This is a genomic window from Paraburkholderia phosphatilytica (assembly GCF_003443895.1).
Lineage (GTDB): Bacteria > Pseudomonadota > Gammaproteobacteria > Burkholderiales > Burkholderiaceae > Paraburkholderia > Paraburkholderia phosphatilytica.
This window is the reverse complement of sequence record NZ_QQOA01000001.1, coordinates 177844-198595: the sequence shown is the minus strand read 5'-3', so window position 1 is coordinate 198595 and position 20752 is coordinate 177844. Positions and strand designations below refer to the sequence as shown.

Annotated in this window: 20 protein-coding genes; 13 read left to right on the top strand and 7 right to left on the bottom strand. The window is 64.9% G+C overall.

What is annotated here, in order from left to right; genetic code table 11:
* Positions 1 to 19: 19 nt before the first annotated feature.
* The 3 genes from DVS29_RS00805 to DVS29_RS00795 all read right to left on the bottom strand — a co-directional run bounded on the left by DVS29_RS00805 (position 20) and on the right by DVS29_RS00795 (position 2721).
* Complete coding sequence (locus DVS29_RS00805) at positions 20 to 829, bottom strand: DUF72 domain-containing protein (protein ID WP_118178518.1); 810 nt, start codon at positions 827 to 829, stop codon at positions 20 to 22.
* Between the two features lie 142 nt (positions 830 to 971).
* The gene (locus tag DVS29_RS00800) at positions 972 to 1889 is read right to left on the bottom strand and encodes a DUF2242 domain-containing protein (protein WP_118178726.1); all 918 of its coding nucleotides are present in this window, start codon (positions 1887 to 1889) and stop codon (positions 972 to 974) included.
* A 91-nt stretch (positions 1890 to 1980) separates the two neighbouring features.
* Complete coding sequence (locus DVS29_RS00795; RefSeq protein WP_118178725.1) at positions 1981 to 2721, bottom strand: glutathione S-transferase family protein; 741 nt, start codon at positions 2719 to 2721, stop codon at positions 1981 to 1983.
* A 314-nt stretch (positions 2722 to 3035) separates the two neighbouring features.
* Between DVS29_RS00795 and DVS29_RS00790 the strand changes: the two genes are divergently transcribed.
* Positions 3036 to 4379, top strand: coding sequence for a polyhydroxyalkanoate depolymerase (locus tag DVS29_RS00790; protein ID WP_118178517.1), 1344 nt, complete (start codon positions 3036 to 3038; stop codon positions 4377 to 4379).
* Here the strand turns inward: DVS29_RS00790 and DVS29_RS00785 are convergent.
* Positions 4374 to 4811, bottom strand: a complete 438-nt coding sequence (locus DVS29_RS00785; RefSeq protein WP_118178516.1) for a cupin domain-containing protein — start codon at positions 4809 to 4811, stop codon at positions 4374 to 4376. The two genes, DVS29_RS00790 and DVS29_RS00785, sit on opposite strands and share 6 nt — an antisense overlap.
* 215 nt (positions 4812 to 5026) lie before the next feature.
* Here DVS29_RS00785 and DVS29_RS00780 point away from each other — a divergent pair, with 215 nt between their 5' ends.
* The 4 genes from DVS29_RS00780 (at position 5027) to DVS29_RS00765 (ending at position 8631) form a co-directional block, all read left to right on the top strand.
* Entirely contained in the window at positions 5027 to 5593 is a 567-nt protein-coding gene (locus DVS29_RS00780) for a cytochrome b (protein ID WP_118178515.1), read from the top strand.
* A gap of 97 nt (positions 5594 to 5690) precedes the next feature.
* On the top strand, positions 5691 to 6254 hold the full coding sequence (locus tag DVS29_RS00775) for a YceI family protein (protein WP_118178514.1): 564 nt from the start codon (positions 5691 to 5693) through the stop codon (positions 6252 to 6254).
* Positions 6255 to 6378: 124 nt separating this feature from the next.
* On the top strand, positions 6379 to 6945 hold the full coding sequence (locus DVS29_RS00770) for a YceI family protein (protein ID WP_420816060.1): 567 nt from the start codon (positions 6379 to 6381) through the stop codon (positions 6943 to 6945).
* A 180-nt stretch (positions 6946 to 7125) separates the two neighbouring features.
* Positions 7126 to 8631 (top strand): NYN domain-containing protein, encoded by a 1506-nt coding sequence (locus DVS29_RS00765; protein WP_118178512.1) that lies wholly within the window; start codon positions 7126 to 7128, stop codon positions 8629 to 8631.
* 9 nt (positions 8632 to 8640) lie between these two features.
* Here DVS29_RS00765 and DVS29_RS00760 read toward each other — a convergent pair whose 3' ends face one another.
* Both DVS29_RS00760 and DVS29_RS36785 read right to left on the bottom strand, forming a co-directional pair.
* Positions 8641 to 9684, bottom strand: a complete 1044-nt coding sequence (locus DVS29_RS00760) for a LacI family DNA-binding transcriptional regulator (protein WP_118178511.1) — start codon at positions 9682 to 9684, stop codon at positions 8641 to 8643.
* Positions 9685 to 9707: 23 nt separating this feature from the next.
* Positions 9708 to 9887 (bottom strand): hypothetical protein, encoded by a 180-nt coding sequence (locus DVS29_RS36785; RefSeq protein ID WP_124800577.1) that lies wholly within the window; start codon positions 9885 to 9887, stop codon positions 9708 to 9710.
* On the opposite strand from DVS29_RS36785, the gene DVS29_RS00755 reads away from it, so the two are divergent.
* The 5 genes from DVS29_RS00755 (at position 9877) to DVS29_RS00735 (ending at position 16333) form a co-directional block, all read left to right on the top strand.
* Positions 9877 to 11040 (top strand): ABC transporter ATP-binding protein, encoded by a 1164-nt coding sequence (locus DVS29_RS00755; RefSeq protein ID WP_118178510.1) that lies wholly within the window; start codon positions 9877 to 9879, stop codon positions 11038 to 11040. The genes DVS29_RS36785 and DVS29_RS00755 overlap by 11 nt on opposite strands.
* Before the next feature lie 31 nt (positions 11041 to 11071).
* Positions 11072 to 13081, top strand: a complete 2010-nt coding sequence (locus DVS29_RS00750; protein WP_118178509.1) for a beta-galactosidase — start codon at positions 11072 to 11074, stop codon at positions 13079 to 13081.
* 64 nt (positions 13082 to 13145) lie between these two features.
* Positions 13146 to 14399, top strand: coding sequence for an ABC transporter substrate-binding protein (locus tag DVS29_RS00745; RefSeq protein WP_118178508.1), 1254 nt, complete (start codon positions 13146 to 13148; stop codon positions 14397 to 14399).
* Positions 14400 to 14479: 80 nt separating this feature from the next.
* The gene (locus DVS29_RS00740) at positions 14480 to 15460 is read left to right on the top strand and encodes a carbohydrate ABC transporter permease (RefSeq protein WP_420816054.1); all 981 of its coding nucleotides are present in this window, start codon (positions 14480 to 14482) and stop codon (positions 15458 to 15460) included.
* Between the two features lie 21 nt (positions 15461 to 15481).
* Entirely contained in the window at positions 15482 to 16333 is an 852-nt protein-coding gene (locus DVS29_RS00735) for a carbohydrate ABC transporter permease (RefSeq protein WP_118178507.1), read from the top strand.
* Positions 16334 to 16346: 13 nt separating this feature from the next.
* On the opposite strand, the gene glgX is transcribed toward DVS29_RS00735, so the two are convergent.
* Positions 16347 to 18536 (bottom strand): glycogen debranching protein GlgX, encoded by a 2190-nt coding sequence (gene glgX, locus DVS29_RS00730; protein ID WP_118178506.1) that lies wholly within the window; start codon positions 18534 to 18536, stop codon positions 16347 to 16349.
* A 222-nt stretch (positions 18537 to 18758) separates the two neighbouring features.
* Between glgX and DVS29_RS00725 the strand changes: the two genes are divergently transcribed.
* From DVS29_RS00725 to DVS29_RS00715, 3 genes are all read left to right on the top strand, one after another.
* Entirely contained in the window at positions 18759 to 19733 is a 975-nt protein-coding gene (locus DVS29_RS00725) for a sensor domain-containing diguanylate cyclase (RefSeq protein ID WP_118178505.1), read from the top strand.
* A gap of 288 nt (positions 19734 to 20021) precedes the next feature.
* Positions 20022 to 20408 (top strand): helix-turn-helix domain-containing protein, encoded by a 387-nt coding sequence (locus tag DVS29_RS00720; protein WP_118178504.1) that lies wholly within the window; start codon positions 20022 to 20024, stop codon positions 20406 to 20408.
* 34 nt (positions 20409 to 20442) lie between these two features.
* The gene (locus DVS29_RS00715; protein WP_240655409.1) at positions 20443 to 20730 is read left to right on the top strand and encodes a SymE family type I addiction module toxin; all 288 of its coding nucleotides are present in this window, start codon (positions 20443 to 20445) and stop codon (positions 20728 to 20730) included.
* Positions 20731 to 20752: the final 22 nt, after the last annotated feature.

Genomic DNA, 20752 nt, shown 5'->3' with positions numbered 1-20752 from the left:
GACAGTTCCTAATCCGCGCCTAATCCGCGACCCGCCCGATCAGCGCCATCGCCGCCGCGGGATTGTGCGTCTTGAAGCCGCTGATCACGTACAGGAACACGTCGCGCTTCGTTTCCTTCGCGGGCTTCGCGCCGCTCGTTTCGAGCCCGTCCGGTTGACCGCCAGCCGCCCATGCGCGGGCCCGCTCGGCCCACAGGTCGAGCGATTGCTTCGCGTAGCCGTCCTTGTGCTTTTCCTCGGTGCCCATGATCCGAGCGTAGACGAACGGTGCGGTGACGTCCGCGATCTGCGGATACTTCGAATCGCCCGCCATCACGACCGCGACGCCATGCTTGCGCACGAGCGCGATGAACGCTTCGTCGCGGAAACTCTCGTGACGCACCTCGACCGCGTGACGGATCGTCGTGCCTTCGATTTTCTTCGGCAGCAGGTCGAGAAACGCGCCGAAATCGTCAGGATCGAACTGTTTGGTGCCCGCGAACTGCCAGTTGATCGGGCCGAGCTTGTCGCCCAGTTCCATTACGCCGCTCTTGAAGAAACGTTCGACCGATTCGCCTGCCTCGGCCAGCACGCGCCGGTTCGTCGCGAAGCGCGGCGCCTTCAGCGAGAACACGAAGCCTTCCGGCGTCTCGTCGCGCCACTTCATGAAGGTCTCGGGCTTCTGCGAGCCGTAGAAGGTGCCGTTGATCTCGATCGTGGTGAGCTTGCGGCTCGCGTATTCGAGCTCGCGCTTCTGTGTGAGGTCGTCGGGGTAGAACACGCCGCGCCACGGCTCGAAGGTCCAGCCGCCGATGCCGACACGAATCTGCGCTGTCTTGCGGGATGCCATCAGGTCGTCTCCTCGTCGCTCGAATGCGGCTCCAAGTGTAACGACTGCGGCGCAAACGCGCGCGCCGCGGCCCGGTAGGGTGCGGCGTGCGCGGCTAACTCGGCTTACGGGGCGGTGAGGGATCGCAAGGGCAAAAGGGCGCTCAAGGGTTGCTGCTGGACGACGGGTTGAGCGGGTCGAGCGCGGGCGTGGGCTGCGGGTCGGAGACAATCGGCGCGAGCGGGGTTGGCGGCGTCGGCGCGGGGTCCGCCGGATCCAGCGCGTCGCTGCCCATGATCGCCGCGGCGGCGGCCGTGCTGGATGCGGCGGGCGTGTCGGGCACGAGCGGTTTCGCCGGACTCAGCGGCACGATCGTCACGGCCGGCGTGCTGGGTGCCGCTGCGGCGCCCGGTACGGTGGGCGGCAGCAGGGCGGGCGTCAGCACGTTCGGCGCGGGCGTGGCGGACACGAGCGGTGCGGGCAGCGGTTGCGCGGTGACGGCGTCGCCCGGAATCGCCGAGCTGCGCACCGCATTGCGCAGATAGTGCGACACCAGACCGAAGAAGCTGTCGTAGAAGGTGCTCTTCTGGATCGTCTCGCTCGAAATCTTGACCATCGCATCGCTGTTCGAGCGGATCGGCAGCGAGACCGACCCGAGAATGCTCAGCCCGACGCTCGCCGACGTATCGCTCTTCTTCAGCGCGTAGCCGTTCTGCACCGCGTTCACGTACATCACGCTGGTATTGGTCGCATCTTCGCCTGCCGTGCAGACGACGTGGAATTCGACCGTGTAGTGCTGGTCGCTGGCGGGCTGGAAGTTTTTCGTCGCGTCGACGGTGTCGTTGCGCGTGAGCGTCGTCATGTAGCCCTGGCTCAGCAGCGCGCGGCGCGCGCCTTCGCAGGCCTCGGTGTTGGCCACATCGAACGAGCGCATGTACGGGCTCGTGCCGTTGCTGAAGAATTCGTCCTGGAACTGCGGTTTCGGTGTGCTGGAACACGCGCCGAGCACGGCGACGGCAGACAGAAGCGACAGAAGGGACAGCGGCGACGCGAACGCGGCGCGGGAAATACGGCTCGACATGGTGAAATCGGACAGGCGCCCTGACGGTGGACGGAGCATTGTAGTGCGGTTCGATGACCGCATGTAAAAGCGCGGCGTGCGCGCCACGCCGTCAGAATTCGACGTCGAGCTCGTCGATGTCTTCGGTTTCCGCCTGCGCCATCGCGATCCATTCGGCGACGAACGGCTGTTTCAGCACGCGCGTGCAGTACTCGGCGATGTCGCGGTCGAGCTTCACGTCGTAGGTCAGAAAGCGGGTGACGACGGGTGCGTACATCGCGTCGGCCGCGCTGATGTCGCCGAACAGCCACGGGCCGCCGTACGCGTCGAAGCATTCGCGCCAGATCGCCACGATCCGTTCGATGTCGTCCTGTGCGCGCGACCAGATGCGAAAGTGGTCGAAGTGCGCGCGCAGATTCATCGGCAGCGCGGAACGCAGCGCGCTGAAGCCCGAATGCATCTCGCCGCAGATGGCACGGCAGTGCGCGCGCGCCTTGCGGTCCGCGGGCAGCAGCTTCGCGTCGGGGCGGATTTCGTTCAGATACTCGGCGATCGCGAGCGTATCCCAGACCTTGATGCCGTCATGCAGCAGGCACGGTACGAGGATCGACGGCGACAGCAGCAACAGCTCGGCGCGTGCCGCCGGGTCGTCGACCGGCACCGCGACCGTTTCGAACTCGAGACCCGCGAGCTTGACGAGCAGCCAGCCGCGCATCGACCACGATGAGTAGTTGTGGCTGCTGATCGTGAGCGTGGTGGGCGTTGTGGGCGCGGACGCGAGCGCGGTGAGGCTGTCGGTGTTCGCGACCGGCGAGCGGGTTGATCTCGTCGACCTTGTCTTCGCCTGCGTCATGACAGTCTCCGTGTTCGCCGTGGGTGTGACGAGATCGAGTTGACGTTGCGGGCCGCTTCGGTGCTCCCGCGCACCGCGCGCGGCACTCGCTGCACCATGTTGCGGCGGTCTTGCGCGCAGCGTGATGCACCATTGCACGGCGAAGCTCGCGGCCGTTGCCATAGCCCAGCCGCGCACATTCCGTCGCAAGCCCACCACAGCCGTCGCGCAGGCCCTCCCGACTACGTCCGCAAAGCTGCAAGCACTATGCCAATCGACGGCCGACTGGCATACACATTGCCTTTTGTAGCGCGAACACGCTCCGGTGCGCGCCCATGAATGTCCTCGCTTATTCGACCTATCAGGCGATGTCCGACCTGATGCGGCCCATGCGGTCCGCCGCTACGACCACCCGCATGGCGCTCGCCGCCTTCGCGCCGTTCGCGGCGAACCCGTACCACCGGGCGCTCGACGCAACCTGCGAACTGATCGAGATGACGGGCCTCACGCACCATCGTCCGCCGTTCGGCATCGAGAGCGTCGAGGTGGACGGCGAACCGGTCGCGGTCACCGAGCAGGTCGTCAAGCGCACGCCGTTCGGCTCGCTGCTGCGTTTTCGCAAGGCCGTCGCGATCGAGCAGCCGCGCGTGCTGATCGTCGCGCCGATGTCCGGTCACTTCGCGACGCTGCTGCGCGGCACCGTGCGCACGATGCTCGCCGATCACGACGTCTACATCACCGACTGGCACAACCCGCGCGACGTGCCGCTCGCGGCTGGCCGCTTCGGTTTCGACGAATACGTGGAGCACGTGATCGCGTTCATCCGCCGCATCGGTCCGGACGCGCATCTCGTCGCCGTCTGCCAGCCGACCGTCGCGTCGCTCGCGGCGGTGTCGCTGATGGCCGCCGCCGACGATCCCGCGCAGCCCGCGAGCATGACGCTGATGGCCGGACCGATCGACTGCCGCGTCAATCCGACCGCGGTCAACCAGCTGGCGAACAGCAAGCCGATCGAGTGGTTCGAGAAGAACCTGATCAGCACCGTGCCGTTCGGTTTCGCGGGCGCGCAGCGGCGCGTGTATCCCGGCTTCGTGCAGCTCGGCGCGTTCATGTCGATGAACCTGGAGCGTCACCTGACGTCGTTCGTTGACATGCATCGCGAGCGCGCGAAGGGCGACCCTTCCAAGGCCGATGCGGTGCGCGCGTTCTACAAGGAGTACTTCGCAACCACCGATCTGACCGCCGAGTTCTATCTGGAGACCGTCAGCACTGTGTTCCAGCAGTATGCGCTGCCGCGCGGCGAGCTGCGCGTACGCGATCAGCTCGTGGAGCCGGCGGCGATCCGGCGCACGGCGCTGCTGACGATCGAAGGCGAGAAGGACGACATCTGCGCGGTCGGCCAGACCGTGGCCGCGCAGGACCTGTGTTCGCGCTTGCGCCCGTACATGAAGACGCACCACGTGCAGACGGGCGTCGGGCACTACGGCGTGTTCAACGGGCGCAAGTGGGAAGCGCAGATCTATCCGCGCGTGCGGGCGATGATCCAGGACAACGAGCCGCGCGCGCACCGCGCGCCGGCGCTCGCCGACGACGCGCACAGCGACCGCGTCACGCTGCACGCGCTGCTGCAGGCGGAAGCGCTCGCGCACGCGGCGGTGGCGAAGGCGAGTGCGCTATGACGTCGCGGCGACTGGCCAGGGAGTGGGCGCGGGCGTCGCGCACGGTCCTTCGACGTCGATCGATTTGAAGTCCGCCGGACCGACCACTTCGAGATACTCCATGTCGTCCGAGTAGTCGAACAGGAAGTGCACGATGCCGGGCGCCTGATGCACGCAGTCGCCGGCTTCGACGAGCGTTTCCTGGTCGCCGTACATGAAGCGCGCCCAGCCCTTCAGCATGATCACGATGTGGAAGTCGGCCTCATGGCGGTGCCAGCCGGTGCCTTCCTCTGGTGCGCGATGCGCCTTCACGAGCTGCGCGACGACCTTGCCGCCGGTCGCGTTCGCGATGCCGAGGTCGCGATACATGAAGAAGTCGCGCAGCCCACCGCCCTCGAAAGGCGTGTCGTGCGGCTTCACGTGGGAAAACCGGGTGGCAAGATCGGTCGACATTGCGCGGCTCCTGTGGGGAAGGCAGGCGCGTCATCAAGCATTTAGTGGGCCAGTGAACATCCCTCCATCCCTCATTACCAACGCCCACGAAACAATCTGTTCCCTTTTGCCGTCTATTCAATCGCCTCGCGCTTGCCTACTATCCGCATCCAGTATCCACGCGTGCATCTGTCGCGAACGTTGCACGCGTGCCTTGATTCTTCGACCGGATATTTATGGCGACCACCAGCACCCGATTCGAAACGGCGCGCCAGCGCTATAGCGGCGTCGCGATCAGCCTGCACTGGCTGATCGCGCTCCTGATGATCTGCGGGTTCTATCTCGGCTGGATCATGACGGACATCCCCGGCTTCACGCCGACCAAGCTCAAGTACTTTTCGTGGCACAAGTGGATCGGCGTGACCGTGTTCGCGCTGGCGGTGATCCGTCTGCTATGGCGCCTCACGCATCGCGCGCCGCCGCTGCCCGACACGACCACCGCGTTCCAGAACGCCGCCGCGCACGCGGTGCACGGCCTCCTGTATCTGCTGATGCTGGCGATCCCGATCTCCGGCTACTTCTACAGTTCGTCGGCAGGTATCCAGGTGGTCTATCTCGGCATCGTGCCGCTGCCAACCATCATCGGCCCGGACAAGGTGTTGAAGGCCGCGCTACGCACTACGCATATCTGGCTCAACTACACGCTGCTCGCGTGCTTCGCGCTGCACGTGCTGGCCGCGCTCAAGCATCACTTCATCGAGCGCGATGGAATACTCGGACGTATGATCCCGTTTCTCAAGTGACGCACTGCAGGCGCAGCTTTCCGCCCGCTGAGAACGTGTTCAATGCCTTCGGCGTCGGCTGCCATGACGGCGCGCCGATGCCCAACCCACTGACATCATGAAAATGCCTTCAAATCACTGGATGCTTGCTGGCCTCGTGGCCGCATCGCTCGCTGCCGCGGCGCCCGCGTTCGCGCAGGTCGACACCGCGAAGAGCACGATCGTCGCCACGTCGAAGCAGATGAACGTGCCCGTCGACGGCAACTTCAGGAAGTTCGCCGCGCAGCTCACGTTCGACCCCGCGAAGCCGACGGCCGGCAGCGCGAACCTGAGCATCGATACGTCGAGCTACGACCTCGGCGACGAGTCGTACAACCAGCAGGTGCGCGGCAAGGACTGGTTCGACAGCGCGACGTATCCGAAGGCCACGTTCGTGTCGAGCGCGATCGCGCCGGCGGGCGGCAACCAGTACAAGGTCACCGGCAAGCTGACCATCAAGGGCGTGTCGCAGACGGTCACGGTACCCGTGACGATCGCGCAGCAGGGCAACACGGAAGTGTTCGACGGTTCGCTGCCGATCAAGCGCACGCAGTTCAACGTCGGCACCGGCGAGTGGAAAGACACGTCGGTCGTGGCGGACGACGTCGTCATCAAGTTTCATATCGTCGACGTGAAGCACTGACGATTGGCGGACTTAAGCATCAACATCAACCGGCTTTCGGGCGAGCCTTCAATATGGCGCGCTCAAGGGCTTTAGCAGGCGCGGCGAGCCGCGCGCAAACCTGGAGAATGGCGTGAAGAAGAATCTGTTGATCGTGGCGGGCGCACTGGCTGCCGGCATGTCGATGAGCGCGATGGCCGCTGACGTGTATCAGCTCGATCCGTCGCACACCTATCCGAGCTTCGAAGCCGACCACCTCGGCGGCGTGTCGATCTGGCGCGGCAAGTTCACGAAGTCGAGCGGCACGGTGACGCTGGATCGCGCGGCGAAGACCGGCACCGTCGACGTGACGGTCGACCCGGCTTCGGTGGACACGGGCAACCCGAAGCTCGACGAGCACCTGAAGACCGACGCGTTCTTCGACGTCGCGAAGTATCCGACGGTCACGTACAAAGGCACCGACATCAAGTTCGACGGCGACAAGCCCGTTGAAGTGATCGGCACGCTGACGATGCATGGCGTGACGAAGCCGGTGAACCTGAAGATCGAATCGTTCAAGTGCATCATGCACCCGATGCTCAAGCGCGAAGACTGCGGCGTGGAAGCGAGCGCGGAATTCAACCGCGCCGACTTCGGTATGGACTTCGGCAAGTCGTATGGCTTCAGCATGATCACGAAGCTGCATATCCAGTCCGAAGGGATCAAGCAGTAAGCGTTCATGCTGCGATGCGGGGCCTGTAAAACCCGCATCGCCTGCATACGTACGCCCGGCAAACGGCCGCGCAGTTCACGCTGCGCGGCCGTTTGCTTTTGAGGTGGCACCGCATTTGCGTGCCGACCGGCTATGATGTGCGCAATTGGCCACCGCCCACGCGTGGCATTGGGAGAACTCATGGCCTCACCTCAGGATAGCGTCAGCATGGCGCTCTTTTGCGACTTCGAGAACGTGGCGCTTGGTGTGCGCGACGTGAAGCTCGAACGCTTCGACATCAAGCCCGTGCTCGAACGCCTGCTGCTCAAAGGCAGCATCGTCGTGAAGAAGGCCTATTGCGACTGGGATCGCTACAAGGCCTTCAAGGCGGCGATGCACGAAGCGAGCTTCGAGCTGATCGAGATTCCGCACGTGCGGCAGTCCGGCAAGAATTCGGCGGACATCCGGCTCGTCGTCGATGCGCTCGACCTTTGCTATACGAAATCGCACGTCGACACCTTCGTGATCATCAGCGGCGATTCGGATTTTTCGCCGCTCGTGTCGAAGCTGCGCGAGAACGCGAAGAAAGTGATCGGCGTCGGCGTCAAGCAGTCCACGTCCGACCTGCTGGTCGCGAATTGCGACGAATTCATCTTCTATGACGACCTCGTGACCGAGCAGCGCGGCGCGCCGAAGCGCGAAGCCGACGCGAGCTCGAAACGTTCGCCCGAAGACGACCGCCGCCGCAAGCAGGAGATGGAAGAGCGGAAGTCCAAGGCGATCGCGATCGCGGTGGAGACGTTCGAGGCGCTCGCGTCCGAGCGCGGCGAAAGCGGCAAGATCTGGGCGTCGGTGCTGAAGAGCGCGATCAAGCGCCGCAAGCCGGGCTTCAACGAAGCGGGCTACGGCTTCCGCGCGTTCGGCAATCTGCTCGAAGAAGCGCAGGCGCGCGGTTTCCTCGAAGTGGGCCGCGACGACAAGTCGGGCGCGTTCGTGTACCGGTCGAGTTCGTGGACGCGGCCCGTGAAGGCCGCGGATGTGGCGCCGGCGACGGTGGCTGCGGTGAGCGGCGAGGCGGGCCAGGCCGCGGGTGCTGCGGCCGCAATGGAGAGCGCGTCGCAAACGCAGGGCGCTCAGGGTACGTCACGCGACGGTGGCGATCGCAAAGGCCGCAACAAGAAGCGCAAGGGCGGCAATGGCCGCCACGGGGAGCAGACCGGCCAGGCTGCGCTCGCGGTGGACGACGCATCACTGCCGAGCGACGACGCCGAAGTGCAGCATTCGCTCGAAGCGGCGAACGACGAAGCGATCCAGCAGATCGCCGACGAATCCGCGCAGCCGGTTGCGGACGCGGTGACGAGCGACGCGGCGGATCAGCACGAACAGCGTGAGCCGCACGAGCATGGCGCGGCGGCGAAGAAAGCCGCGAAGCGCTCGGGCAGCCGCCGTGGCGGCAAGAGCGGCAAATCGCACGGCGAGCGCGACGCGGCCGCGCGAAATGAGTCTGGCGAACCGGAAGCGCCGGTTGCCCAGCAATCGCTCGGTCTCGACGAGCGGCAGCCGACCGAAGCGCCCGCAGAAGCCGCAGCAGCGCAACAACCGGAAGCGGGTACAGCACCTCGCGCAGCCAAAAAAGCCGCGCGCAAAACGGCCGCACCGCGCAGTCGCCGGCCGCGCAAGGCAGTGGTGGAGTCAGGCGAACTCTGAGCCTGGCGCTCAAACTCTCGGCGGCGCGGTGGAAGCCCGCACCACCAGCCGCGGCGCCGACGTCACACACACGCGCGGTGCGTTCGCGCCATGGCCTGTCGCGGTCGCGGTCGATGCAGGCGCATCGATCAGCTCGCGCAGCAGGTCCACCGCGAGTTCGGCCGCTTCGACAGTCGGCACCGCCACCGTAGTCAACGCGGGCCTCGATTCGCGCGCGAGCTGAATGTCGGTGATGCCGACCACCGATAGTTGCCGCGGCACCTCGAGCCCGAGATCTGCAGCGGCCTGCATTGCGCCGAGCGCGGGCAGGTCGTTGGTCGCGTAGAGCGCGGTGAGTTCCGGATGCTTTTTCAGCAGTTCCAGCGCGGCCGCGTAGCCGCCCTGCGTCGTATCCGGCGCATACAGGACCGGCGCCGCGGCGCCATCGATTCCAGCCGCCTGCATCGCGGCGACGAAGCCGTCGTAGCGCGCCGCGTGAATGCCCGACACCTTGCTGCCGACGATCGCGCCGATCTTCCGGTGCCCAAGCTCCAGCAGATGCCGCGCGGCCAGTTCGCCCGCAAGCCGGAAATCCACCGCGACGCACGGCAGGCCCGGCGGATCCAGCGGCCGTTCCCACATGCACAGCACGACCGGCGCGCCGCGCAGCTCGGTCATATGCAGATCGGCGAAGTCGAGGTTCGCGTTCATCACCAGCACGCCGGCGGACAGCGAGCCGGCAATCTGGTCGAGGTACGCGCGGCCGGTCTGCGGATCGCCGTCGGTATTGCAGATGATCAGGAACTGGCCGCTGCGCCGGAGCGCCGTTTCGACCGCGAGCGCGAACTCCGGATAGAACGGGTTCGCGATGCTCGACACCATCAGCGCGATGGTCGGCGCGCGGCCCTCGGCGAGCGCGCGCGCCGGCAGATGCGGCCGGTAGCCGAGTGCGGCGATCGCGTCCAGCACCCGCTGGCGGGTCGCCTCGCCCACGCGGCCGCGGTTGCGCAGCACGTTCGAAACGGTGGCGGACGTCACGCCGGCATGGCGGGCGACTTCGTTGAGCGTCGTCATTTTCTATCTCAATATATGGGCTGCTAGTTCAGCATTTGCGTGATCGCGCCCGGCACGGCACCATTGGCCACATATTCAGAACGATTATCGGAGACACAGACACCCACGATCGCGCCGCGATCGATTTTTTCCGGGTGACTGATTAAGCGCTTAATCTCCGCTTCGTGCTGATTAGAACATGGAGGCGGGACGATGGCGAGCATTTCGTTAAGCGGCGTTCAGAAGGCATACGGCGACAACGCGCCGGTGATTCGCGACGTCGATCTGGAAATCGGCAAGAACGAGTTCTGTGTGTTTCTCGGCCCGTCGGGCTGCGGCAAGTCGACCTTGCTGCGGATGATCGCGGGCCTCGAGGACGTGACCGACGGCGACGTGTCGATCGGCGGCAAGCTCGTCAACGACGTGCCCGCCGCGCAGCGCGGCGTCGCAATGGTGTTCCAGAGCTACGCGCTGTTCCCGCACATGACGGTCTACGAGAACATGGCCTTCGGCCTGAAGCTCGCGAAGACGCCGAAAGCCGAGATCGACCGCAAGGTGCGCGAAGCCGCGCGCATTCTTCAGCTCGAAGCGCTGCTCGACCGCCATCCGAAGGCGTTGTCGGGCGGTCAGCGGCAGCGTGTCGCGATTGGCCGCGCGATCGTGCGCGAACCGGGCGTGTTCCTGTTCGACGAGCCGCTCTCCAACCTCGACGCCACGCTGCGCGGCCAGACCCGCATCGAGATCGCGCGGCTGCACCGGCAGTTCGCCGATGCGAGCGTGGTCTACGTGACGCACGACCAGATCGAGGCGATGACGCTTGCCGACAAGATCGTGCTGCTGCACGCCGGCAAGGACACCGAACGATACGGCAGCATCGCGCAGGTTGGCGCGCCGCTCGAACTCTATCACCGGCCGCGCTCGAAATTCGTCGCGGGCTTTATCGGCTCGCCGCGGATGAACTTCCTGCCCGCCACCGTCACGGCAATCGAGGCGGACGGCGTCACGGTCACGCTGACCGGCCTCAATGAAGTCGTGCGGTTGCCGGTGCAGGGCGGCAAGCTTGCCGTCGGCGCATCGGTGACGTTTGGGGTGCGTCCCGAGCATCTCGAACCCGTCGATGCCAGCCCGACCCATCACACCGAGACGACCGCGCTGACGCTCGCGCGCACCGTGACGCTCGTCGAGGCGCTCGGCGAGCACAGCTATGTGCATCTGGATCAACCGGGCGGCGCGGTGCTGATTGCGAAGGCGCCGGGCGACGCACGTCTCGCGCGCGGCGACACCGCGCATTTCCGCGCGCCGGCGTCGGCGTGCCATCTGTTCGCGGAGGACGGCTTCGCCGTCGCGCCGCTCGACACCATCGAACAACACGTGTGACGGCGCACGTCACCGCCAGGAGAACATCGGAATGCGTCTAGGAGTCTGCTACTACCCGGAGCACTGGCCCGAAGCCATGTGGAAAGACGACGCCGAGCGGATGAAGTCGCTCGGCATCGAACAGGTGCGGATCGCGGAATTCGCGTGGAGCCGCATGGAGCCGTCGCCGGGCGAATACGACTGGGGCTGGCTCGATCGCGCGATCGATACGCTCGGCAACGCGGGCCTGAAAGTGGTGATGTGCACGCCGACCGCGACGCCGCCGAAGTGGCTGATCGACCGTCATCCGGACATCCTGCCGGTGGGCGCCGATGGACGCCCGCGCGCGTTCGGCTCGCGCCGTCATTACGATTTCTCGTCGCCGTCGTACTACGAAGCGTCGAAGAAAATCTGCGAAGCGGTCGCGTCGCGCTATGGCCAGCATCCGGCCGTCGCGTTCTGGCAAACCGATAATGAATACGGCTGCCACCAGACGGTGGTCAGCTACTCGCCCGCCGCGGTGAAGCGTTTCCGCGAATGGCTGAAGGCGCGCTACGGCAGCATCAACGCGCTGAACATCGCATGGGGCACGGTGTTCTGGAGCATGGAGTACCGCAGCTTCGACGAGATCGATGCGCCGATCGGCACCGTGACCGAAGCGCATCCGTCGCACCGGCTCGACTACCGGCGCTTTGCTTCCGACGAAGTGCAGCGCTACAACCGCATGCAGGTCGACATCATCCGCGCGCATTCGCCGGGCCGCCCGATCGCGCACAACTTCATGCAGCTCTTCACCGAGTTCGACCACTACAAGGTGGCGGCCGATCTCGACGTCGCGTCGTGGGACAGCTATCCGATCGGCGCGCTCGAAGAGCAGTGGTACGCGCCCGAGATCAAGCAGCGTTTCCTGCGCACGGGGCACCCGGATTTCGCGTCGTTCAATCACGACGTGTATCGCGGCATGTCGAAGCTGCCGTTCTGGGTGATGGAGCAGCAGCCTGGCCCGGTTAACTGGGCGCACTGGAACCCGGCGCCGCTGCCGGGCATGGTGCGGCTGTGGAGCTGGGAAGCGTTCGCGCATGGCGCGGGCTGCGTGTCGTACTTCCGCTGGCGCCAGGCGCCGTTCGCGCAGGAGCAGATGCACGCGGGCCTCAACACGCCGGACAACCGGCTCGACATCGGCGGTGGTGAAGCGGCGCAGGTGGCCGAGGAAATCCGCGCGGTGCTCGCCGCCGATCCGCATGCGAACGATGCGGTGAAGACGCCCGTCGCGCTCGTATTCGACTACGAAGCGAAGTGGCTGTTCGAAGTGCATCCGCAGGGCGCCGACTTCCACTATCCGCGCTTTGCCGTCGAGTATTACTCGGCGCTGCGCTCGCTCGGCTTCGATGTCGACATCGTGCCGGTGCATGCGCCGCTCGACGGCTACCAGCTGATCGTCGTGCCGCCGCTGCCGGTCGTGCCGGACGATTTCGCCGCGCGTCTCGCGCAATCGGGCGCGCAGGTGATCCTCGGGCCGCGCTCGGGCTCGAAGACGGCGGATCTGCAGATTCCCGCGAACCTGCCGCCGGGCTCGCTCGCTTCGGTGATGCCGGTGCGCGTGTGGCGCGTCGAATCGCTGCGGCCGAACCTGCAGGAGCCTGTCACGTTCGCGGCGCAAGCTGATGGCCATTGGCCGAGACAAGGCTACTCGCGCCACTGGCGCGATCTGCTCGACCTCGACGCCGCCGCCGACGATGCTGCCGCGCTCGAAGTCCGCGCAAGCTTCGCGGACGGTCATCCCGCGTACGTGAAGCATGGCGCGATGCACTACCTCGCGAGCCTGTTCGACGATGCGTCGACGGCGGCGCTGTTTGCCGATGTCGCGCGCGAAGCCGGCCTCGAACCGTCGCTGCTCGGCGATGCGGTGCGGGTCAGTCGACGCGGCGGCCTCACGTGGGTGTTCAACTACGGTCCGCAGACGTATACGCTAGCCGCGGACATTCCCGACGACGCACTCGTATTCGGTTCGCGAGAGATCGAAGCGCAGGGCGTCGCCGCTTACCGGACGGCCGCGCACTGAACACCGCGCCGGCAGTTCCAACCCGAAGCAGCACTGACAACGACGTAGAACCCAGGAGACAGGCATGACACTCAAACCACGCAAGATGCTCGTTGCCGTGACGCTCGCTGCGGCTTCGCTCGCGGCATCCGTCGCGACCACCGCGCAGGCCGGCACGCTCGAAGTGAACATCGCGTTCAAGGGCGCAAGCCAGCGCGCGGTCTGGACGCAGGTGATCGACGAATTCAAGAAAGCGCACCCGGGCACCGACGTGAAGGTGTCGTTCGTCGACGAGGAAGCGTACAAGGTGCAGCTGCCGGGCTGGCTGACCACCGCGCCGCCCGACATCGTGAACTGGCACGACGGCGAGCGCATGGCCTACTACGCGCAGCGCGGCCTGTTCGAAGACCTGACGCCGGACTGGAAGAAGAACAACTGGGACAGCATGTACGCGTCGACGAAGGAAGCGTCGTCGTACAAGGGCAAGCAATATGCTGCGCCAACCGTGTACTACTCGTGGGGCATGTTCTATCGCAAGGACCTGTTCCAGAAGGTCGGCATCGCGGCTGAGCCGAAGACGTGGAACGACTTCCTCGACGACTGCAAGAAGCTGAAGGCCGCCGGCATCACGCCGATCGCCGTGGCTGGCCGCGACGCATGGACGCTCGCCGGCTGGTTCGACTATCTCGACCTGCGCCTGAACGGCAACGCGTTCCACCAGAAGCTGATGGCGGGCGAAGTGCCGTACACCGACGCGCGCGTGAAGAAGGTCTACACGACGTGGAAGCAACTGATCGACGCGGGCTACTTCATCGACAACTCGCTGTCGTACGATCTGGACGCCGCGCAGCCGTTCCTGTTCCAGGGCAAGGCCGCGATGATGCTGATGGGCACGTTCATCACGGGCGGCTTCCCGCCGAACGTGAAGGATGAGATGGGCTACTTCCAGTTCCCGATCATCGATTCCAACGTGCCGACGGCGGAAGACGGTCCGGTCGAGTCGCTGCACATTCCGGCGAAGGCGAAGAACAAGGCCGACGCGCATGCGTTCCTCGCGTTCGCGGAAACGCCGGACATCAGCGACCAGCTCGCGAAGGGTCTCGGCTCGCTGCCGGCGAACAGCAAGTCGCCGGAACCGGAAGATCCGATCTCGAAGATCGGCTTCCAGATCCTGTCGAACACGAAGGGCGGCATCGCGCAGTTCTACGATCGCGACATGACGAAGGAAATGGCTGACGAAGGGATGAAGGGCATGCAGCAGTTCGTGTCCGATCCGACCAAGATCGATTCGATCCTCGCGCAGCTCGAAGAGACGCGTAAGCGCATCTACAAGAAGTAAGCATCGCAGCACGCGTAAAGCGAGGGCGCGCGGCGCATTATCGCCGCGTGTCCTCGCGCAGTCCGAAGAGGAGGTTTGCCGTGTCTCACTCCGTCACTCATCGCGCCGACGGTTCCGCGCATTCCGGCGCCGGACCCGCGGGCGGCGGCGGCATGTCGAATACGCCACGCGCCGCGAGCCCGGGCGGGCGGCCGCGCCGCCGCGTGTCGCCTACCGCGCGCCGTCAGCGCCGCGCCGCGTTCCTGTTTCTCGCGCCCGCGTGCGTGATGGTCGCGATCTACGTGGTCTGGCCGATCCTGTCGACGATCCGCCTGAGCTTCTACAGCTGGGACGGCATGTCCGACGCGAGTTTCGTCGGTCTCGCGAACTACATCGAACTGTTCCATGCGCAGGCCTTCTACACCGCGCTGAAGAACAACGTGATCTGGCTCGTGCTGTTCCTGCTCGCGCCGCCGATGGGCCTTGCGATCGCGCTGTATCTGAACCAGGCGGTGGCGGGCATCCGCATCGTGAAGTCGCTGTTCTTCGCGCCGTTCGTGCTGTCGGGCGTGGTGGTCGGCCTGATCTTTTCGTGGTTCTACGATCCGACCTTCGGGCTCTTGAAGCTGATCGTCGGGCATGGCATTCCGGTGCTCGGCGATGCGCACTACGCGACGCTGGGCATCATCTTCGCGGCGCTGTGGCCGCAGACCGCGTACTGCATGATCCTGTACCTGACCGGCCTCACGACGCTCAACAGCGAGCAGATCGAAGCCGCGCGCATGGAAGGCGCGCGGGGCTGGGCCCTGCTGTGGCACGTGATCCTGCCGCAACTGCGTCCCACCACGTTCATGGCGGTGGTCGTGACGGTGATCGGCGCGCTGCGCAGCTTCGACCTGATTTCGGTGATGACGGGCGGCGGTCCGTTCGAAAGCTCGACGGTGCTTGCCTATTACATGTACGACCAGGCGATCAAGTACTACCGGCTCGGCTATTCGGCCGCGATTGCCGTGGTGCTGTTCGCGATCATGCTGCTGTACATCGTCTATCACCTGCGCCGTCTGCTGAGCGACGAGCACTGAACACGCATCGAGGAGCCGATCATGTTTCCGATTCCGGTCGACAAATGGAAGCCCATGCCGCGCAGGCTGTACAAGCTGTCGCTGCCCGTTGCGCTGTTGATCTGGCTGCTGCCGATGATCGCGGTGCTGGTAACGTCGGTGCGTTCGACCGAAGAGCTGATGGAAGGCAACTACTGGGGCTGGCCGAAGCACATCACGCTGATCGCGAACTACCGCGATGCGTTGACCACGTCGCCGATGCTGCATTACTTCTGGAACAGCGTGCAGATCACGCTGCCGGCGGTGGCGGGTTCGATTGCGCTCGCGGCAATGGCGGGCTTCGCGCTCGCGATCTACCGCTTTCCGGGCAACTCCGCGCTGTTCGCCACGTTCGTGGCGGGCAACTTCGTGCCGATCCAGGTGCTGATGATTCCGGTGCGCGACCTGTCGCTGAAGCTCGGCCTGTACAACACGGTGGGCGGCCTGATCCTGTTCCACCTGTCGTTTCAGACCGGTTTTTGCGCGCTGTTTCTGCGCAACTTCATCAAGCAGTTGCCGTTCGAACTGGTGGAGGCCGCGCGAATAGAAGGCGCGAACGAGTGGACCGTGTTCTTCCGGATCGTGCTGCCGCTGATTCGCCCCGCGCTCGCGGCGCTCGCGATTCTCGTGTTCACGTTCGTGTGGAACGACTACTTCTGGGCGCTGTGTCTGACGCAAGGCGACGACGCCGCGCCGATCACCGTCGGTGTGGCCGCGCTGAAAGGCCAGTGGACGACAGCGTGGAATCTCGTGTCGGCGGGGTCGATACTCGCGGCGCTGCCGTCGGTCGCGATGTTCTTCGCGATGCAGAAGCACTTCGTCGCGGGTCTGACGTTTGGCGCGACGAAGGGCTGATGAAGGATTGAACTCAGGACGCGCCGCTCTCCTCGGTGAGCTGCTTTTCCAGCCGCCGGAAGATGCTTTGCGTCTGGCCCTTCGCGTGCAGCGCGAACAGCAGCAGCGAGCGCCCCGTCACCTGATACACGTCGCCCGATTCGAAGTCGGGCAGTTCTTCGCGGATCGGCGCGTTCGTGTCGATCAGGCAACTCCATTGATCGCTGCCGGGTATCTCCGGCAGCGTGAAATCCACCACGTCGTGATACGCGTTGACCACCAGCAGCAGCGTCGCGTCGGATGCCGGACGACGAATGCCGCTGGTCTGCGCGCGGCCGTCGATGATAAGCCCGAAGCAGCGCATCGCCGGGTCTTCCCACTGCTCCTGGGTTAGCTCGGTGCCTACCGGGCTGATCCACTTCACTTCCGATAGCTGCAGCTCTTCGTCGTACACACCCGTCAAGAAGCGCGCGCGGCGCAGCACCGGCAGCGTGTGGCGCAACGTGGTCAGCTTGATCACGAAGTCGGTCAGCGCGCGGCCGTCGTCGTCGATGCCGTCCCAGTCCACCCAGCTGATGTCGTTGTCCTGGCAGTACGCGTTGTTGTTGCCCTGCTGCGTGCGGCCGAACTCGTCGCCCGCGACGATCATCGGCGTGCCCTGAGAAAACAGCATCGTCGCGAGCAGGTTGCGCTTCTGACGCTCGCGCAGTGCGCGGATTTCGGTGTCTTCGGTTGGGCCTTCTTCGCCGCAGTTCCACGACTTGTTGTCCGAGTGGCCGTCGCGGTTCTCTTCGCCATTGGCTTCGTTATGCTTGTCGTTGTACGACACCAGATCGTGCAGCGTGAAGCCGTCGTGCGCGGTCACGAAATTGACGCTCGCATACGGGCGCCGGCCGCGATGGTTGAACTTGTCGCCGGAGCCGGTGATGCGTGTCGCGAGTTCGGCGGCGGTGCCGTCGTCGCCTTTCCAGAATGCTCGCACGGTGTCGCGAAAGCGGTCGTTCCATTCGGCCCAGCCCGGCGGAAAGCCGCCTACCTGGTAGCCGCCGGGGCCGCAGTCCCACGGTTCCGCGATCAGCTTCACGCTGGAGAGCACCGGGTCCTGCCGGCAGCTGTCGAGAAAGCCGCCGCCTTCGTCGAAACCATACGGCTCGCGGCCGAGGATCGTCGCGAGATCGAAGCGGAAGCCGTCCACATTCATCTCGGTCACCCAGTAGCGCAGGCTGTCGGTGACCATCTGCAGCACGCGCGGATGCGACAGGTTCAGCGTATTGCCGGTGCCGGTATCGTTGATGTAGTAGCGCGGCTGGTCCGGCATCAGGCGGTAGTACGACGCGTTGTCGATGCCGCGAAACGACAGCGTGGGGCCGCGCTCGTTGCCTTCGGCCGTGTGGTTGTAGACCACGTCGAGAATCACCTCGATGTCCGCTTCGTGGAAGCGGTCGATCATCTGCTTGAATTCGTCGACGGCGCCCGAGCTGCGCGCGAAGAAGCGCGGGTCCGCCGCGAAGAAGCCGATCGTGTTGTAGCCCCAGTAGTTCGTGAGGCCTTTGTCGAGCAGATAGCTGTCGTTGACGAACGCATGGATGGGCAGCAGTTCGATCGACGTTACGCCGAGCGCCTTGATGTGATCGACCACCGCCTGCTGGCCGAGCCCTTCGAAGGTGCCGCGCAGCTTCTCGGGCACGGCCGGGTGCCGCTTCGTATAACCGCGCACGTGCGTCTCGTAGAAGATCGTGCGGTCCCACGGCACGCGCACGCGTGTGGCGTGCGTCCATGTGAAGCTCTGGTCGACCACCGCGCATTTCGGCATGAACGGCGCGCTGTCGCGTTCGTCGAACGTGAGGTCGTCGCCTTCCGCGTTCAGCGTGTAGCCGAATACCGCAGGGTCCCATTTCAGCGTGCCGACGTGCGCCTTCGCATACGGATCCAGCAGCAGCTTGTTCGCGTTGAAGCGATGACCGGCTTCGGGCTCGTAGGGGCCGTGCACGCGGTAGCCATAAACCGCGCCCGGTCGCATGCCGGGAATATAGACGTGCCACACCTCGTCGGTGAATTCGGGCAGCGCGATCCGGTCTAGTTCGCGTTCGCCCTTGTCGTCGAACAGGCACAGCTCGACCTTGGTTGCGTTCGCGGAGAACAGCGCGAAGTTGACGCCTTCGCCGTCCCACGTGGCGCCGAGCGGAAAGGGCGAACCTTCGGAGATCGGGATGACGTTGGGCATTGGGAATTCCGGGAGTGGTTCGGTGCCGGCTAGCGATAGCAATCCATGTGCCGCATCGGCGCCCGTTGCGTCGCGCCGTTCCTCAGTCTGCGCTGTATCGACACTTGATACAACGCGTAGTTTCTTCCGATAAAATGACTGGACAGGTAGCGTGACGATGCGCGCAGATTCTGCCGACAACAAGGGCGGAGCCACGGTCTCCGCCGGACCCACGGAACCCGGATGCAAGCTCCTGCCAAACCCGCCAACGAGGAACAACGGCTCGCCACGCTACGTGCGCTGAGCATTCTCGACACGTCGCCGGAAGAACGCTTCGATCGCCTCACGCGACTCGCGAAACGGCTGTTCGATGTGCCGATCGCGCTGGTGACGCTGGTCGACGCCGACCGCCAGTGGTTCAAGTCGCGCGAAGGGCTCGACGTCAGCGAAACCTCGCGCGACATCTCGTTCTGCGGTCACGCAATTCTCACCGACGACCTGCTGCTCGTCGACGACGCGAGCAGTGACACGCGTTTCCATGACAACCCACTCGTCACCGGCGACCCGAATATCCGTTTCTATGCGGGCTGCCCGCTCGTGGTGAGCGGCGCAAACCGGCTCGGCACGTTCTGTCTGATCGATTCGAAGCCGCGCGCGCTGGATGTCGTCGAACAGGGGCTGCTGCGCGATATCGGCCGCATGGCGGAGCAGGAGCTCGCCGCGGTGCAGCTTGCTACCACGGACGAACTCACGGGCCTGTCGAATCGCCGTGGCTTCGAAGTGCTCGCGCAGCATGCGCTCAACATGTGCAAGCGGCTGGGTCGTCGTGCGTCGCTGCTGTTCTTCGATCTGAACGGCTTCAAGGAGATCAACGACGTGTACGGTCACGCGGAGGGCGACCGTGCGCTGGTCGGCTTTGCGGGTGTGCTGCGCACGGCGCTGCGCGAGAGCGATGTGGTTGGGCGAATTGGCGGCGACGAATTCGTCGCGCTGTTGACCGATGCGGACGACGAAGGCACCGCGCGCCTCGTCGAGCGGCTGAAGCAGCATCTCGATCTCTACAACCACGAAGCGCAGCGCGGCTATGACGTGCGCTGTAGCGTTGGTCAGGCGTCGTTCGCGCCGGAGAGCAGCGCGACGATTACCGAGTTGCTTGCCATTGCCGATAGCGCGATGTACGTGAACAAGCGGGCTTCGCGTACGGTGCCGCCGCGTTAGGCTTTGCTTGGCAGGGGGTATTCGCTTGGGAGTGAGTGCAATGGAAACGGCGGGGTAAGGGCGCCCGTATCCTGATGGATCAAATTCGTCGTCGGTTCATTTACGCCGCGATGCCCGCGCCCACCGTACCCCGCGCGCTGCGCTTGTGGCGCCTCTGCCGACAAGGCTCGCGACGAGTGCCCCTTCGGCTAAAAACCTGTCAAGGGGGTTTGGTAAAAATAGCTCTATTTCGGAGTACTCTACAATAGAGTAAAATGGTTTGTGTACTCGTAAACCGGAGTTATCTTCATGGCTGGACTCTCAACGCTGAAGCCGGCCATGAACCCGAAGGACGAACAGTTTTTCAAGGCACTCGGCGCGCGTATCGCCAGCGCCCGCAGGGCCCACGAGCTGACCCAGCAGCAACTCGCCGAGCAGCTCGGCATTGCCCAGCAAACTCTCGCGCACTACGAAGGCGGCCGCCTGCGCCTGCCTGTCTCACTGCTACCGGAGTTGACCAGGACACTGGGGCTTTCATCCGATGCGCTGCTCGGGCAAAACGTCTACCGACACAGCAAACGCGGCCCCCCCTCGAAGCTGCAACAGCAGATCGAGGCGATCAGCCAGCTACCCAAGGCGCGGCAACGCTTCGTGTCCGAGATGCTGGATATGGTGCTGGCACGGACCCAGCAGTAAGGAGGGAATCCGAAGCAGTAGAAGCGCGGACCGCATGGGCGGCAACCCATACGGCCCGCTGACCACCACCAGTTCAAAGGAGGAACTGATCATGGCTGATGCCAATCTTAATGCATCGACCGCTCATCCCGAGCGACACGCCACCGTCCAGGAGGTCATGCGCTGGCGACCCATCCCGAAACCCGGCCGACCGTGGCGAACGCCCACGTTTTTTCCGTGGCTGCGCATCGCCGGCCTGTGGCTTGAGGATGCCGGCTTCCCACCCGGCCAGCGCGTGAGAATCCAAGTCCAGTACGGCAAGCTCATCATCACACCCGATTGAACCACTCCACATCATCACGCCA

Excerpts from the sequence above, each read along its gene's own strand:
- glgX (WP_118178506.1), bottom strand. The coding sequence starts at position 18,536 with ATGCCCAACGTCATCCCGATCTCCGAAGGTTCGCCCTTTCCGCTCGGC.
- DVS29_RS36785 (WP_124800577.1), bottom strand. The coding sequence starts at position 9,887 with ATGCTCGCCATCGTCCCGCCTCCATGTTCTAATCAGCACGAAGCGGAG.
- DVS29_RS00760 (WP_118178511.1), bottom strand. The coding sequence starts at position 9,684 with ATGACGACGCTCAACGAAGTCGCCCGCCATGCCGGCGTGACGTCCGCC.
- DVS29_RS00805 (WP_118178518.1), bottom strand. The coding sequence starts at position 829 with ATGGCATCCCGCAAGACAGCGCAGATTCGTGTCGGCATCGGCGGCTGG.
- DVS29_RS00715 (WP_240655409.1), top strand. The coding sequence starts at position 20,443 with ATGGGCGGCAACCCATACGGCCCGCTGACCACCACCAGTTCAAAGGAG.
- DVS29_RS00785 (WP_118178516.1), bottom strand. The coding sequence starts at position 4,811 with ATGTCGACCGATCTTGCCACCCGGTTTTCCCACGTGAAGCCGCACGAC.
- DVS29_RS00765 (WP_118178512.1), top strand. The coding sequence starts at position 7,126 with ATGGCCTCACCTCAGGATAGCGTCAGCATGGCGCTCTTTTGCGACTTC.
- DVS29_RS00735 (WP_118178507.1), top strand. The coding sequence starts at position 15,482 with ATGTTTCCGATTCCGGTCGACAAATGGAAGCCCATGCCGCGCAGGCTG.
- DVS29_RS00800 (WP_118178726.1), bottom strand. The coding sequence starts at position 1,889 with ATGTCGAGCCGTATTTCCCGCGCCGCGTTCGCGTCGCCGCTGTCCCTT.
- DVS29_RS00775 (WP_118178514.1), top strand. The coding sequence starts at position 5,691 with ATGAAAATGCCTTCAAATCACTGGATGCTTGCTGGCCTCGTGGCCGCA.
- DVS29_RS00720 (WP_118178504.1), top strand. The coding sequence starts at position 20,022 with ATGGCTGGACTCTCAACGCTGAAGCCGGCCATGAACCCGAAGGACGAA.
- DVS29_RS00755 (WP_118178510.1), top strand. The coding sequence starts at position 9,877 with ATGGCGAGCATTTCGTTAAGCGGCGTTCAGAAGGCATACGGCGACAAC.
- DVS29_RS00790 (WP_118178517.1), top strand. The coding sequence starts at position 3,036 with ATGAATGTCCTCGCTTATTCGACCTATCAGGCGATGTCCGACCTGATG.
- DVS29_RS00725 (WP_118178505.1), top strand. The coding sequence starts at position 18,759 with ATGCAAGCTCCTGCCAAACCCGCCAACGAGGAACAACGGCTCGCCACG.
- DVS29_RS00745 (WP_118178508.1), top strand. The coding sequence starts at position 13,146 with ATGACACTCAAACCACGCAAGATGCTCGTTGCCGTGACGCTCGCTGCG.
- DVS29_RS00750 (WP_118178509.1), top strand. The coding sequence starts at position 11,072 with ATGCGTCTAGGAGTCTGCTACTACCCGGAGCACTGGCCCGAAGCCATG.
- DVS29_RS00780 (WP_118178515.1), top strand. The coding sequence starts at position 5,027 with ATGGCGACCACCAGCACCCGATTCGAAACGGCGCGCCAGCGCTATAGC.
- DVS29_RS00795 (WP_118178725.1), bottom strand. The coding sequence starts at position 2,721 with ATGACGCAGGCGAAGACAAGGTCGACGAGATCAACCCGCTCGCCGGTC.